Raw genomic sequence first — 13885 nt, 5'->3', positions numbered from 1 at the left:
CCCAACCTATGGAGGCAGAGTGGCCGAGATCTCGGACGTCTACTTCGTCGATGGAGTGCGCACCCCGTTCGGGCGCGCCGGCGAAAAGGGCATGTACTGGAACACCCGCGCGGATGACCTCGCCGTCAAGGCGACCATCGGCCTGATGGAGCGCAACGCCGCCGTGCCGGCCGACCGCATCGACGACGTCGCCATCGCCGCGACCTCGCAGACCGGCGACCAGGGTCTCACCCTCGGCCGGTCTGTCGCCATCCTCGCCGGCCTTCCGCAGACCGTCCCCGGCCTCGCCGTCGAGCGCATGTGCGCCGGCGCGATGACCAGCGTCACCACGATGGCCGCGTCGATCGGCGTCGGCATGTACGACGTCGCCCTGGCCGGCGGCGTCGAGCACATGGGCCACCACCCCATCGGCGGCAACGCCGACCCGAACCCGCGCTTCGTCGCGGAGAAGATGGTCGACCCCGGCGCCCTGAACATGGGGGTCACCGCCGAGCGCATCTTCGACCGCTTCCCGCACCTCACCAAGGAGCGCTCCGACCGCTTCGGCATGCTCAGCCAGCACAAGGTGCAGGCCGCGTACGACGCGGGCAAGATCCAGCCCGACCTCGTGTCGGTGGCGATCAAGGGAGCCGACGGCGCCTGGGGACTCGCGACCGAGGACGAGGGCCGTCGCCCGCAGACCACGATGGAGGACCTCGCCGCGCTGAAGACGCCCTTCCGTCCACACGGTCGCGTCACCGCCGGCACCTCCTCGCCGCTGACCGACGGTGCGACCATGTCGCTGCTGGCCGGCGGCGGCGCGGTCAAGGAGTTCGGGCTCACCCCGAAGATGCGGATGGTCTCCTTCGCCTTCGCCGGCGTGCAGCCCGAGATCATGGGCATCGGTCCGATCCCCTCGACCGAGAAGGCCCTGAAGAAGGCCGGCCTCGAGATCTCCGACATCGGTCTGTTCGAGCTGAACGAGGCGTTCGCGATCCAGGTGATCTCCCTGCTCGATCACTTCGGCATCGCCGACGACGACCCGCGCGTGAACCAGTGGGGCGGCGCGATCGCCCTGGGACACCCGCTCGCGGCATCCGGAGTGCGTCTGATGATCCAGCTCGCCGCGCAGTTCGCCGAACGACCGGACGTGCGCTACGGCCTGACCGCCATGTGCGTGGGGCTGGGCCAGGGCGGCTCGGTCGTCTGGGAGAACCCGTTCTACGACGGCAAGAAGAGGAAGTGACGGCGATGAAGGACACGACCAACGCCCCGTATGCCGGCATCGACTTCACACCGCTCTCCGCTCTCGCCGACGGAGAGGTGGTCACGCACTCCCCCGTTCGAGACATCCGCCTCGGCTCGGGCCGGGTGCTCGCGCTCATCACCCTCGACAACGGTCGAGACCACACCAGGCCGAACACGCTGGGCCCTGCCACGCTGATCGAACTGGGCGAGACGCTCGAGTCGCTGAAGGCCCGTGCGGCGGCGGGCGAGATCCAGGCGATCGGCATCACCGGCAAGCAGTACATCCTCGCCGCCGGAGCCGACCTCTCCGACATCAGCCGGCTCGGCTCGAAGGACAACGCGCGCCTGATCGCGCAGCTCGGGCACAAGGTGCTCGGCTCGCTGTCGGAGCTCGGCGTGCCGTCGTTCGCGTTCGTCAACGGGCTCGCGCTCGGCGGCGGCATGGAGATCGCCCTGAACTCCACCTACCGCACGGTCGATGCATCGGCTGCGGCGCTCGCGCTGCCCGAGGTCTTCCTCGGCATCATCCCCGGCTGGGGCGGCGCCTACCTCGTGCCGAACCTCATCGGCATCGAGAAGGCCCTCGAGGTTGTCATCTCCAACCCGCTCAAGCAGAACCGCATGCTCAAGCCGCAGCAGGCGTTCGAGCTCGGTCTGATGGATGCCATCTTCCCGGCATCCACCTTCCTGGAGAGCTCGCTCAGCTGGGCGGATGACGTGCTCGGCGGAAAGAAGGTCGAGCGCAGGAACGAGCCCGGCAAGATCGAGCGCACGGTCAAGTGGCCGATCGCGATCAAGACGGCACGCGGCATGCTCGAGTCGAAGATCGGCACCGTTCCGCGCTCGCCCTACGTCGCGCTCGACCTGCTCGACAAGGCCAGGAGCGGCACCAGGGCCGAGGGCTTCGCCCGAGAGGACGAGGCGCTGGCCGAGCTCGTCACCGGCGACCAGTTCGCCGCGTCGATGTACGCCTTCGACCTCGTGCAGAAGCGCGCGAAGCGCCCCGTCGGCGCTCCCGACAAGGCTCTGGCGAAGAAGGTCACCAAGGTCGGCATCATCGGTGCGGGTCTGATGGCCAGTCAGTTCGCGCTGCTCTTCGTGCGCAGGCTCCAGGTGCCGGTGCTGATCACCGACCTCGATCAGGCACGTGTGGACAAGGGCGTGGCGTACATCCACGACGAGATCGGAAAGCTCGAGCAGAAGGGCCGCCTCGACGGCGACACCGCCAACAGGCTGCGCTCGCTCGTCACGGGCACGACCGACAAGAGCCAGTACGCCGACTGCGACTTCGTGATCGAGGCCGTGTTCGAGGAGGTCGGTGTCAAGCAGCAGGTGTTCGGCGAGATCGAGAAGATCGTCGCCGACGATGCGATCCTCGCCACGAACACCTCGTCGCTGTCCGTCGAGGAGATCGGCTCGAAGCTCGCCCATCCCGAGCGCCTGGTCGGCTTCCACTTCTTCAACCCGGTTGCGGTGATGCCGCTGATCGAGATCGTGAAGACGCCGCACACGGCGGAGGCCGCGCTGTCGACGGCGTTCGTCGTCGCGAAGGGTCTGGGCAAGAACGCGGTCCTCACCGCGGACGCACCCGGATTCGTCGTGAACCGTCTGCTCGCGAAGGTCATGGGCGAAGCAGCGCGCGCCGTCTACGAGGGCACGCCGATCGCCGACGTCGAGAAGGCCTTCGGTCCGCTCGGTCTGCCGATGGGGCCGTTCCAGCTGATCGACCTCGTCGGGTGGAAGGTCGCCGCACACGTGCAGGACACCATGGTGCGCCACTTCCCCGATCGCTTCTACGCCAACGAGAACTTCCACGCTCTCGCCGAGCTGGATGCCGTCGTCGAGAAGGACAAGGGCGGCCGGGTCGTCGGCTGGACCAAGAGCGCCGAGAAGGTGCTCAAGGGTCACGTCGGCAGCTCTCCGGCATCCGCCGACACCATCCTGCAGCGCGTGCAGGACGGCCTGGCGCAGGAGATCCGCCTCATGCTGGACGAGGGCGTCGTGCCCGAGGTGGAGGACATCGACCTCTGCCTGATCCTCGGCGCGGGCTGGCCGTTCATCGACGGCGGCGCCTCGCCCTACCTCGACCGCGAAGGCGCGTCGGAGCGGGTCTTCGGCGGCACGTTCCACACCCCGCCGATCCGCGGGATCGCGCAGAGCTGACGCTCGAGCGAGCAGGGGTCGCACCGTCTGGTGCGGCCCCTGTCGCCGTTCCGCGTGGCCCGCTCAGCCCGCCGGTGCGGGTCGGTGGTCGTCCTCACCGCGTCGCGGCCAGTGCGCGAAGGCCCGCTCCGCGAGCGCGGTGATCGTGAGCGACGGGTTCACGCCGGGGTTCGCCGGCACAGCCGAGCCGTCGACGACGTGCAGCCCCGGATGCCCCCACACCCGGTTCCAGGCATCCACCACGCCACGGTCGGGCGAGTCGCTGATCACCGCACCGCCGAGGAAGTGCGCCGTCAGAGGGATCCCGAACACCTCCGGCCACGAGCCGCGCGGCTCGGTTCGCACGCCGGTCTCGCGCTGCATGCGCCCGGCGATGGCAGCCACGGCGCGATGGGCCTCCGGCAGGTGCGACGGATTCGGCGCGCCGTGTCCCTGCCGACTCGTGAGCACGTCGCGTCCGAAACGGCGGCGCAGCGACAGGGTGAGCGAGTTGTCCGCGGTCTGCATGACCAGCGCGATGATGCCGCGCTCGCTCCAGCGGTGCAGGCTGGCCAGGCGCAGCTGACGCAGCGGATGCCGGCCGAATGCCGCGAGCAGCGAACTGATCCTCCTGGCCAGGGAGCGACCTCCGGGGACGAGGACCGTCGCGAGAGCGCCCATCAGGTTGGACCCGGGACCGTAGCGCACGTTCTCGACGTGCGTGCGCTCGTCGACGTGGAACGACGTGGTGATCGCCACACCGTGGGCGTACCCCGCGGCATCCGGAACCCGCGTCGCCACCGCCCCGTCCAGCGCCTCCGAATTCGTTCGGGTGAGCCGTCCGACGGCATCCGAGATCCGGGGCAGCGCGGCCGACGCTCGCATCCGGTGCAGCAGCTGCTGGGTACCCCAGGTGCCGGCCGCGAGCACCACCTGCTCGGAGCGGATGGTCCGGCGTCGGCGGCGCAGCCAGGCGCCCGAGCGCTCGGTGGTGACGAGGTAGCCGCCGCGCGGATCATCGCGCACCTCGACGACGATGCGCAGCGCCTCGATCCGCGCGCCACGCCGCTCGGCGAGGGCGAGGTAGTTCTTCGCCAGCGTGTTCTTCGCGCCCACCCGGCAGCCGATCATGCAGTTGCCGCACAGCGTGCATCCGGTGCGATCCGGTCCCTGCCCGCCGAAGAACGGATCCGGCACCCGCACCCCGGCATGCCGAGGAAGACCCCCACCGGAGCCCGGCGGAAGGTCTCTCCCCCGCCGAGATCTTCGGCGGCACCCGCCATGATCCGCTCGACCGGACCGGTGTGCGGGTACTCGTCGACGACGCCCAGCATGCGCTTCGCCGTCGCGTAGTGCGGGGCGAGCTCGCTCTGCCAGTCGCTGCCGGCGGGCCAGTTCCGATCGGCGAAGAAGGCCGGCGGCGGCTCGTACAGCGTGTTCGCGTAGTTCAGCGATCCGCCGCCGACCCCGGCGCCGGCGAGGATCATGACATGCGGCAGGCGGTGGATGCGCTGCACGCCGAAGCACCCGAGCCTCGGTGCCCACAGGTAGCGACGCACATCCCACGACGTCTTCGCGAAGTCGCTGTCGTCGAAGCGTCTCCCGGCCTCGAGCACCCGCACTCGGTATCCCTTCTCGGACAGGCGCAGCGCCGCGACCGATCCCCCGAAGCCGGATCCCACGATCACGACATCCTCGTCGTACGGCATGTGCTCACTCCCTCGGAATCATCATGGTGACGGCGGCCGGGCGCACACCGATGCTGCACTCCCCCACCCCGACGCGCTCGCCGTCGGCGTAGACGACCAGATCGGGGGCCGACACCCGCACCGAGGTGGCCCGCTCGTGCCGCACCTCGGGACGCCGCAGGTGACGCCCGCGCAGCAGCAGCGGGAACAGGCGCACCAGCCGCGCGCGGCTGACGGGCGCGACGTGCACCACGTCGAGGTGACCGTCGTCAGGGTCGGCGCCGGGGCAGATCGGCATCCCGCCACCGTAGCTGCGGGTGTTGCCGACGGCCAGCAGGGTGCCCGGCCGCACCTGAGCGCTGCCGCCGTCGATCGAGACCCGGAACACGACCGGACGCAGGCGCACGAGTTCGATCACCAGCGCCAGGTAGTAGCGCAGCGGGCCGCGGGGGCGCCGCAACGCATTCGTGCGCTCGCTCACCTTCGCGTCGAAGCCGAGGGCGGCGACGGTGAGGAAGACCCGTTCCGAGCCCCGCGACGAGACCGTGCCGAGATCGATGGTGCGGGCGCGGGCGTGGATCGCGGCGAGGGCGGCCGTCCGCGGATCGCGGGTGGGGATGCCGAGCGACCGGGCGAGGTCGTTCCCTGTGCCGGCAGGCACCAGTGTGATCGGCTTCCCGCTCTGCGCCAGCACGTCGACGATGCCGGTGAGGGTGCCGTCGCCGCCGACGACGACGATGCCGTCGGACTGGGCGCGCACCGCCCGGCGGGCGAGAGACCGGGTCTGCTCGGCCGACTCCCCCACGAGAAGGGTCACCTCGGCCCCGGCCGCCCGCAGCGCGCGCTCGGCCGCGGCTCCCACCCGCACGGCGTGCCCCCTGCCCGCGTGCGGGTTGACGATGAGGGCGAGGCGCACGGGTTCACCCACCGCGCGAGCTCAGCGCTTCTGGCTGAGAGAGAGGTCGAGGGCCCCGGTCTGGCCGGGAGCCTTCGCGACCGGGATCCGGGTGCCGCCGACCTGCGCCACGATGTCGGCCGTGATCTTGTCGACCGTGAGTCCGGCGTCCTCGAGGATCTGCTCGCGGGACGCGTGCTGGAGGAACTCGTCCGGCACACCCAGCTCGTCCACCCCGGTGTCGATCCCCGCCTCGCGCAGCACCTGGCGCACGCGCGTGCCGATGCCGCCGACGCGGATGCCGTCTTCCAGCGTGATCACCAGACGATGCCGTGCCGCCAGGGAGACGACCGACGACTGCACGGGCACCGCCCACCTCGGATCGATCACCGTCGCCCCGATGCCGCGCGCGCTCAGACGCGCGGCGATGTCGACGGCCACCTCGGCGAACGCGCCGATCGCGACGATCAGCACGTCCTCCTCATCGCCGCGGGCGAGCACGTCGGTGCCGTCGGCGAGACGCTCGATCGCGGTGATCGGGTCGGGCACATCGCCCTTGGGATAGCGGATCACCGTCGCCGCGTCGTCGATCGCGACGGCTTCGGCGAGGCACTCGCTCAGACGCACGGCGTCGCGCGGCGCGGCGATCCGGATGCCGGGCACCATCTGCAGCATCGCGAGATCCCAGACGCCGTTGTGACTCGGCCCGTCCGGCCCGGTCACGCCGGCGCGGTCGAGCACGAACGTCACCCCGGCGCGATGCAGGGCGACGTCCATCAGCACCTGGTCGAAGGCGCGATTCATGAACGTCGCGTAGATGGCCACGACGGGGTGCAGGCCGCCGAACGCGAGTCCCGCGGCGGATGCCACGGCGTGCTGCTCGGCGATGCCGACGTCGTACACCCGATCGGGGAAGCGCTCGGCGAAGGCGGCCAGGCCGGTCGGACGCAGCATCGCGGCGGTCATCGCGATGACCTTGTCGTCGCGGCTGCCGATCTCGACGAGCGCGTCGGAGAACACCGAGGTCCACGAGGTGCCGGACGACGACGACAGGGCTCCGCCGGTCTTCGGATCGATGCGCCCGACCGCATGGAACTGGTCGGCCACGTCGTCGAGGGCGGGCTGGTAGCCGCGCCCCTTCTCGGTGATGGCGTGAACGATCACGGGTGCGCCGTAGTCCTTGGCGTAGCGCAGCGTCTCGATGAGCGCCTCGACGTCGTGGCCGTCGACCGGCCCGAGGTACTTGATGTCGAGGTTGGAATACAGCGCCACGTTGTTCGCGAACCGCGAGAGGAAGCCGTGGGTGCCGCCGCGCACGCCGCGGAACACCGCGCGGCCGAGCGGGCCGAACGCGCGGAACAGCCGGTCGGACTTGCGGTGCATCTCGCGGTACATACCCGCGGTGCGCACGCGGTTGAGATAGCGCGACATGCCGCCGATGGTCGGCGCGTAGGAACGGCCGTTGTCGTTGACGACGATGACGAGGTTGCGCTCGTTGTCGTCACTGATGTTGTTCAGCGCCTCCCACGTCATCCCCCCCGTGAGGGCGCCGTCGCCGACGACCGCCACGACGTGCCGATCGGCGCGTCCTGTCGCGGTGAACGCACGCGAGATGCCGTCGGCCCAGCTCAGCGAGCTCGACGCGTGCGACGACTCGACGACGTCGTGCACGCTCTCGGATCGCTGCGGGTATCCGGCGAGCCCGCCGCGGGAGCGCAGCTCGGAGAAGTCCTGGCGACCGGTGAGCAGCTTGTGCACGTACGACTGGTGGCCGGTGTCGAAGATGATCGGGTCGTCCGGAGACGAGAACACGCGGTGCAGCGCGATCGTGAGCTCGACGACGCCGAGATTCGGGCCGAGGTGCCCGCCGGTGCGAGCGACGTTCTCCACGAGGAATGCACGGATCTCAGCCGCCAGCTCGACCAGTTCCCCGCTGGAGAGTCGATCGAGATCTCGGGGGCCGGTGATGCTCGGCAGGATCGGCATGGACGTCCTTCCGCGACGTGGATCGCCCGCCGGGGAAGGCGTGCGCATCCGAATATTCTACCTCGGGATGCGGCAGGGGCCCGGATGCCGAAGCATCCGGGCCCCTGCGCGACGCGGGTCAGACCAGCGAACGCAGCACGTACTGCAGGATTCCGCCGTTGCGGTAGTAGTCGGCCTCACCGGGTGTGTCGATGCGGACGACCGCGTCGAAGGTGATCGGCTCGCGACCCTCGGCGGAGAACTCGCTCGGGGTGGCCGTGACCTTGACCGTCTTCGGCGTGGTGCCCTCGTTGAGAGCCGTCAGACCCTCGATCGAGATGACCTCGGTGCCGTCGAGCCCGAGCGACTCCCAGCTCTCCCCGGCGGGGAACTGCAGCGGGACGACGCCCATGCCGATGAGGTTGGAGCGGTGGATGCGCTCGAAGCTCTCGGTGATGACCGCCTTCACGCCGAGCAGGTTGGTGCCCTTGGCCGCCCAGTCGCGCGACGAGCCCGATCCGTACTCCTTGCCGCCGAAGATCACCAGCGGGACGCCCTGGTCCTGGTAGCTCTGCGATGCGTCGTAGATGTACGCCTGCGGGCCACCCTCCTGCGTGAAGTCGCGGGTGAAGCCGCCCTCGATCTGCTGACCGTCGTTGACGGCCTTGACGAGCGCGTTCTTCAGGCGGATGTTCGCGAACGTGCCGCGGATCATCACCTCGTGGTTTCCGCGGCGCGAGCCGTAGGAGTTGAAGTCGCGCTGCTCGACACCGTGCTCGGTGAGGTACTGCGCGGCCGGCGTGCCGGCCTTGATGTTTCCGGCGGGCGAGATGTGGTCGGTGGTTACCGAGTCGCCCAGCGTCGCCAGCACGCGAGCGCCGCTGATGTCGGTGACCGGAGCGGGGGTCAGCTCCATGCCGTCGAAGTAGGGCGCCTTGCGCACGTAGGTCGACGCCTCGTCCCATTCGAAGATCGGCCCGGTCGGCGTCGGCAGGTTCTTCCAGCGCTCGTCGCCGTCGAAGACGGTGGCGTACTGCTTGATGAACTGGTCGCGCGAGATCGAGCTGTCGATGATCTCCTGCACCTCTTCGGTGGCCGGCCAGATGTCCTTGAGGAACACGTCGTTGCCGTCTGCGTCCTGGCCCAGAGCATCGGTCTCGAAGTCGAAGTGCATCGAGCCGGCGAGGGCGTACGCGACGACCAGCGGCGGGCTGGCCAGGTAGTTCATCTTCACGTCGGGGCTGATGCGCCCCTCGAAGTTGCGGTTGCCCGAGAGCACTGCCGTGACGGCGAGGTCGTGCTCGTTGATCGCCTCGGACACCTCTTCGATCAGCGGGCCGGAGTTTCCGATGCAGATCGTGCAGCCGTAGCCGACGGTGTAGAAGCCGAGACCCTCGAGGTCCTTGTCGAGGCCGGACTTCTCGTAGTAGTCGGTGACGACCTTCGAGCCGGGGCCGAGAGTGGTCTTCACCCACGGCTTCTGCTTCAGGCCCCTCTCGCGCGCCTTGCGGGCGAGAAGACCGGCGGCGATCATCACCGACGGGTTCGACGTGTTGGTGCACGACGTGATGGCGGCGAGGGTGACGGCGCCGTTGTCGAGGATGTACTTCTGCCCGTCGGGCGTGGTGACCGGCACCGGGCGCGAGACGTTCGCCGGAGCGCCGCTGTTGATGTGCACCGGGCGCGTGGTCGGCGACTCCTCGCCGGGAACCTGACCGGGGTCGGATGCCGGGAACGAGTGCTTCGACTCGAGGTCGACGATGTCGTCGCTGGTGGTGGCTTCCGCGTAGTTGACGATGTCCTTCTCGAACTGCTGCTTCGCCTCGGCCAGCAGGATGCGGTCCTGCGGGCGCTTGGGACCGGCGATCGAGGGGACGACCGTCGACAGGTCGAGCTCCATGTACTCCGAGTACGTGGGCTCCTTGTCGGCATCGTGCCACAGGCCCTGCACCTTGGCGTACTGCTCGACGAGCTCGACGGCGTGCTCGTCACGGCCGGTGAGGCGCAGGTAGTCGAGCGTCACGTCATCGATCGGGAACATCGCCGCGGTCGAACCGAACTCGGGCGACATGTTGCCGATGGTCGCCCGGTTCGCGAGCGGGACGGAGGCCACACCGGCGCCGTAGAACTCGACGAACTTGCCGACCACGCCGTGCTGGCGGAGCATGTCGGTGATCGTGAGCACCACGTCGGTCGCGGTCACGCCGGCGGGGATCTCGCCGGTGAGCTTGAAGCCCACCACGCGCGGGATGAGCATCGACACCGGCTGACCGAGCATCGCCGCCTCGGCCTCGATGCCGCCGACGCCCCAGCCGAGCACGCCCAGACCGTTGACCATCGTGGTGTGCGAGTCGGTGCCGACGCAGGTGTCGGGGTATGCGCGCAGCACGCCGTCGACGGTGCGGTCGTAGATGACCTTGGCCAGGTGCTCGATGTTCACCTGGTGCACGATGCCGGTGCCCGGGGGCACGACCTTGAAGTCGTCGAACGCGGTCTGACCCCAGCGCAGGAACTGGTAGCGCTCGCCGTTGCGCTGGTACTCGATCTCGACGTTGCGCTCGATCGCGTCCGGGCGTCCGAACAGGTCGGCGATGACGGAGTGGTCGATCACCATCTCGGCGGGAGAGAGCGGGTTGATGCGGTTCGGGTCGCCGCCGAGCGCGGTGACGGCCTCGCGCATGGTGGCGAGGTCGACGATGCAGGGCACGCCGGTGAAGTCTTGCATGACCACGCGCGCCGGTGTGAACTGGATCTCGGTGTCGGGCTCCGCGGTGGGGTCCCACGAACCGAGCGCCTCGATCTGCGCCTTCGTGACGTTCGCGCCGTCCTCGGTGCGCAGCTGGTTCTCGAGAAGCACCTTCAGAGCGAAGGGGAGCCTCTCGTGACCCGCGACCGTGTCGATGCGGAAGATCTCGTAGTCGGTGCTGCCGACTGTCAGGGTGCTCTTGGCACCGAAGCTGTTCACCGTGGACACGAATCCGTCTCCTTCTGATCGGATGGGAGCGACAGGCGCTTCCATCTTGCTCGCCGAGTGAGCGGCACGGCTAGCAAGGTTGGCCTTACCAGTGTGCGTCGTGCGGCCGCTCGACGGAACGAGCAATTTATCTTGACGTCAAGATAAATCTACCAGAACGGACGCCGGTCCGCCGTCAGTCGGCGCGTCGGTAGAGCGCGCGGACGACGAGCCAGGTGACGGCGACCATCGGCGCGAACAGCGGCAGCCCCATCACCAGCTTGAGGGTGCCGAGCAGGGTCACCTGGTCGGTCAGGTACAGCGGCAGCTGCACGGACAGTCGCAGCAGGAACAGCGCACCCCAGGCCAGTCCCAGCCAGAAGAAGGCGCGCCGCTTGCGACGGTCCCCCCGCCACGCGGTGCCCTCTCCCATCAGGAACCCGACGGCGAGTCCGATGATCGACCAGCCGGCGAGGGCCGCGACGACCATCACCGTGCCGTAGAGCGCGTTCGTGATCAGACCGGGGACGAAGTTGTCGGCGCCGCGCCCCGTCCACAGCGCCAGGCCTGCCGCGGCGGCCACGGCCACCAGGCCGCCGAACGCCGCAGCGGGAGGCGACTTCTGCGCGATCCGGATGATCGTGAGCACGCACGCGATGCCGACCGACACGCCCAGCGACAGCAGCAGGGGCTCCGGCTGCAGGGTGAACAGGACGACGAAGGCCAGGCTGGGAAGGACAGACTCGATGATCCCGCGCCAGCCGCCCATCGCACGCCACACGATGCGCTGCGCGCTCTCGTCGGTCTCCGAGCTCAGGCCGGCCCGGCGCGCCGCACCGCCGAGGGCGGTGCCGATCACCTCCGCAGCCGACGGTTCGGCAGCCGACGGCTCCGCCGAGCCGATCGGCTCAGCCGCGGGATGCCGGGAGCTCGCCCCGTCGCGCCGGTCGTCGGCCGGTGTCACGCCGATCCCGGCGTGGACGGCATCTTCAGCGGGATCAGGTCGCGAGGGGGCATCGGCGTCGCGCCTCGCACCACGACGATCGACCGGAACAGGTCCTCCACCTGCTCGGCCGCTGCCGGATCGGACGCGGCATCGCCGCCGATGACTCCACGCAGGAACCATCGCGGGCCGTCGACGCCGACGAACCTCGCCAGCCGCATGCCGGACCCCTCCGCAGCCGTGGCGGGTACCTCGGCCAGCAGCTCCTTGCCGAGCGTGCCCTCACGTTCCTCGACCCGTCCACCCTGCGTGCGGATCTGATCGCGCAGCTGCACGCGGGTCTCATCCCACAGCCCTCGCGAGCGCGGCGCGGCGAAGGGCTGCACCTGCAGCGACGAGCCGGCGTAGTCGAGGCCGACGGCGACGATCCGCTTGCTCTGCTCCTCGACCTCGAGGCGGAGATTCAGTCCCTCTCGGGGCAGCACCTTGATGCCGCCGAGATCGATGTACGGGCGCACGGGGTTCGCCTCGCTGTCGTCGAACGGGCCGGCGGTCGCCCGGTCGGCCGGGGCGGACTTCAGCGTGGGTTCGATCTCTTCAGTCATTCGCTCTTTCCCTGGGTATAGCCGGTCGACCCGAATCCGCCGTCACCGCGGACGCTCTCGGGCAGTTCGTCGACGGATTCGAACCGCGCTTGGACGACGGGCATCACGATGAGCTGCGCGATGCGGTCGCCGACCGCCACATCGTACGCTTCCCGGCTGTCGGTGTTCAGCAGGCTGACCCGGATCTCGCCGCGGTAGCCCGCATCCACGGTGCCGGGCGAGTTGACCACGGTGATGCCGTGCTTGGCGGCGAGACCGCTGCGCGGCACGACGAAGGCGGCGTACCCCTCCGGCAGCGCGATGCGCACGCCCGTTCCGATCAGCGCCCGCTCGCCGGGCTCGAGCCGGACGGCCTCGGTCGACACCAGATCGGCCCCGGCATCTCCGGGGTGCGCGTAGAACGGGACGTTCGCCGCGATAATGGGGACGGCAACGGAATGAGTCACCCCATGAGGCTAATGCAGAACCCCCACCCCGACACGCGCGAGACCTATCGCGAGCGACTGGCCCCCGGCCTCTGGCTCCTGGTCACCATCGCCCTGGCCGGCCCGATGGTGTCGCTCGTGCTGACGCCGCTCGACCCGAGCCTCGCGCTGGCGGTCGGAGCGATCGTCTCGCTCGTGCTGGTGACCCTGAGCATCGTGCTCTCCCCCACCGTCCGCGTGGTCGACGGCGTGCTGCACGCGGGGCGCGCGCACATCGACGCCGTGTGGCTGGGTGAGCCCCGCGAGTTCTCCGGCGAGGAGGCCAGGGCCCGGCGCTCCCATCAGATCGCCAGGGACGGCTGGAACCTGCTCCGCGGCGGCATCGACGGCGTCGTCGTCGTGCCCGTCACCGACCCGGACGACCCGGTGAGCAGCTGGACGATCTCGTCGCGCACCCCGGACCGTCTCGCGGCGGCGATCAGCTCGGCGCGTGCAGTGCGCCGCTGACGGGCCGGAACGCAGAACGCGCCCCAGGCCATCGGGCCGGGGGCGCGTGCGGGTCGGTGATCAGGCGGCGCATTCCTTGCAGATCGGGCCGTCCGCGCCGTCGTGGTCGAGCTGCGAGCGGTGCTTCACGAGGAAGCAGCTCATGCAGGTGAACTCGTCCTGCTGCGCGGGCAGCACGACGACATCGAGCTCCATGTCGGAGAGGTCGGCGCCAGGGAGCTCGAACCCGGTGGGGTTGTCCGAGTCCTCGACATCGCCGGCGCCGGACTGGGTGCTCGGCACGCGCTCCTTGAGGGCTTCGATCGACTCGGAGTCGTCTTCGCTCTTGCGAGGGGCGTCGTAATCGGTTGCCATGCGGTGATTCTCCACTTCCGTGGTGCGAGTGTTCGAGGTGGGGGGATCCGATTTCGGGTGATCGGCGGGCCATAGTTTGCACGACTGCGCACCAATAAGCAAATGCCATGCGGCCCGATCGGGGAAACTCGCGGCACGCCCACGGTATTCCGCACGCGATCAGGGTGCGCGTGACACCATG

At 69.6% G+C, this 13885-nt stretch carries 12 protein-coding genes; 3 read left to right on the top strand and 9 right to left on the bottom strand.

All coding sequences use genetic code 11. The features are described from left to right. The first annotated feature begins 19 nt into the window (after positions 1-19). Both AB0O65_RS06720 and AB0O65_RS06715 read left to right on the top strand, forming a co-directional pair. On the top strand, positions 20-1225 hold the full coding sequence (locus tag AB0O65_RS06720) for a thiolase family protein (protein ID WP_071640393.1): 1206 nt from the start codon (positions 20-22) through the stop codon (positions 1223-1225). A 5-nt stretch (positions 1226-1230) separates the two neighbouring features. Then, positions 1231-3390 (top strand): 3-hydroxyacyl-CoA dehydrogenase NAD-binding domain-containing protein, encoded by a 2160-nt coding sequence (locus tag AB0O65_RS06715; protein WP_363384041.1) that lies wholly within the window; start codon positions 1231-1233, stop codon positions 3388-3390. A 63-nt stretch (positions 3391-3453) separates the two neighbouring features. On the opposite strand, the gene AB0O65_RS06710 is transcribed toward AB0O65_RS06715, so the two are convergent. The 8 genes from AB0O65_RS06710 to dut form a co-directional block, all read right to left on the bottom strand. Beyond that, a complete protein-coding gene (locus AB0O65_RS06710; RefSeq protein WP_363383762.1) occupies positions 3454-4485 on the bottom strand; it encodes a GMC oxidoreductase in 1032 nt (343 codons plus the stop codon). Positions 4486-4496: 11 nt separating this feature from the next. Further along, on the bottom strand, positions 4497-5078 hold the full coding sequence (locus AB0O65_RS06705; RefSeq protein WP_363383760.1) for an NAD(P)-binding protein: 582 nt from the start codon (positions 5076-5078) through the stop codon (positions 4497-4499). Between the two features lie 4 nt (positions 5079-5082). Continuing rightward, on the bottom strand, positions 5083-5985 hold the full coding sequence (locus AB0O65_RS06700; protein ID WP_363383758.1) for a YegS/Rv2252/BmrU family lipid kinase: 903 nt from the start codon (positions 5983-5985) through the stop codon (positions 5083-5085). A gap of 9 nt (positions 5986-5994) precedes the next feature. Continuing rightward, a complete protein-coding gene (gene dxs, locus AB0O65_RS06695) occupies positions 5995-7938 on the bottom strand; it encodes a 1-deoxy-D-xylulose-5-phosphate synthase (protein ID WP_071640397.1) in 1944 nt (647 codons plus the stop codon). Between the two features lie 118 nt (positions 7939-8056). Further along, the gene (locus AB0O65_RS06690; protein ID WP_363383756.1) at positions 8057-10936 is read right to left on the bottom strand and encodes an aconitate hydratase; all 2880 of its coding nucleotides are present in this window, start codon (positions 10934-10936) and stop codon (positions 8057-8059) included. A 130-nt stretch (positions 10937-11066) separates the two neighbouring features. Then, positions 11067-11774: a DUF3159 domain-containing protein gene (locus AB0O65_RS06685; protein ID WP_071640459.1), complete on the bottom strand. Its 708-nt coding sequence runs from the start codon at positions 11772-11774 to the stop codon at positions 11067-11069. 56 nt (positions 11775-11830) lie between these two features. Continuing rightward, positions 11831-12418, bottom strand: a complete 588-nt coding sequence (locus AB0O65_RS06680; RefSeq protein WP_071640401.1) for a DUF3710 domain-containing protein — start codon at positions 12416-12418, stop codon at positions 11831-11833. Beyond that, positions 12415-12864: a dUTP diphosphatase gene (gene dut / locus AB0O65_RS06675; protein WP_363383754.1), complete on the bottom strand. Its 450-nt coding sequence runs from the start codon at positions 12862-12864 to the stop codon at positions 12415-12417. The genes AB0O65_RS06680 and dut overlap by 4 nt, the downstream gene beginning before the upstream one ends. A 3-nt stretch (positions 12865-12867) precedes the next feature. Here dut and AB0O65_RS06670 point away from each other — a divergent pair, with 3 nt between their 5' ends. Further along, positions 12868-13350 (top strand): DUF3093 family protein, encoded by a 483-nt coding sequence (locus AB0O65_RS06670; RefSeq protein ID WP_071640405.1) that lies wholly within the window; start codon positions 12868-12870, stop codon positions 13348-13350. A gap of 60 nt (positions 13351-13410) precedes the next feature. Here AB0O65_RS06670 and AB0O65_RS06665 read toward each other — a convergent pair whose 3' ends face one another. Continuing rightward, positions 13411-13704, bottom strand: a complete 294-nt coding sequence (locus tag AB0O65_RS06665) for a DUF4193 domain-containing protein (RefSeq protein WP_071640407.1) — start codon at positions 13702-13704, stop codon at positions 13411-13413. Between the last annotated feature and the right edge of the window lie 181 nt (positions 13705-13885).

It is taken from the genome of Microbacterium sp. NPDC077391 (genome assembly GCF_040686955.1).
GTDB lineage: Bacteria > Actinomycetota > Actinomycetes > Actinomycetales > Microbacteriaceae > Microbacterium > Microbacterium commune.
The sequence above is the reverse complement of the archived record's forward strand: the minus strand, read 5'-3'. Positions and strand labels throughout refer to the sequence as shown.

Bases quoted from the DNA above. Each gene is read 5' to 3' on its own strand.
- dxs (WP_071640397.1), bottom strand. From the start codon at position 7,938: ATGCCGATCCTGCCGAGCATCACCGGCCCCCGAGATCTCGATCGACTC.
- AB0O65_RS06715 (WP_363384041.1), top strand. From the start codon at position 1,231: ATGAAGGACACGACCAACGCCCCGTATGCCGGCATCGACTTCACACCG.
- AB0O65_RS06670 (WP_071640405.1), top strand. From the start codon at position 12,868: ATGAGGCTAATGCAGAACCCCCACCCCGACACGCGCGAGACCTATCGC.
- AB0O65_RS06680 (WP_071640401.1), bottom strand. From the start codon at position 12,418: ATGACTGAAGAGATCGAACCCACGCTGAAGTCCGCCCCGGCCGACCGG.
- AB0O65_RS06665 (WP_071640407.1), bottom strand. From the start codon at position 13,704: ATGGCAACCGATTACGACGCCCCTCGCAAGAGCGAAGACGACTCCGAG.
- AB0O65_RS06690 (WP_363383756.1), bottom strand. From the start codon at position 10,936: ATGGAAGCGCCTGTCGCTCCCATCCGATCAGAAGGAGACGGATTCGTG.
- AB0O65_RS06705 (WP_363383760.1), bottom strand. From the start codon at position 5,078: ATGCCGTACGACGAGGATGTCGTGATCGTGGGATCCGGCTTCGGGGGA.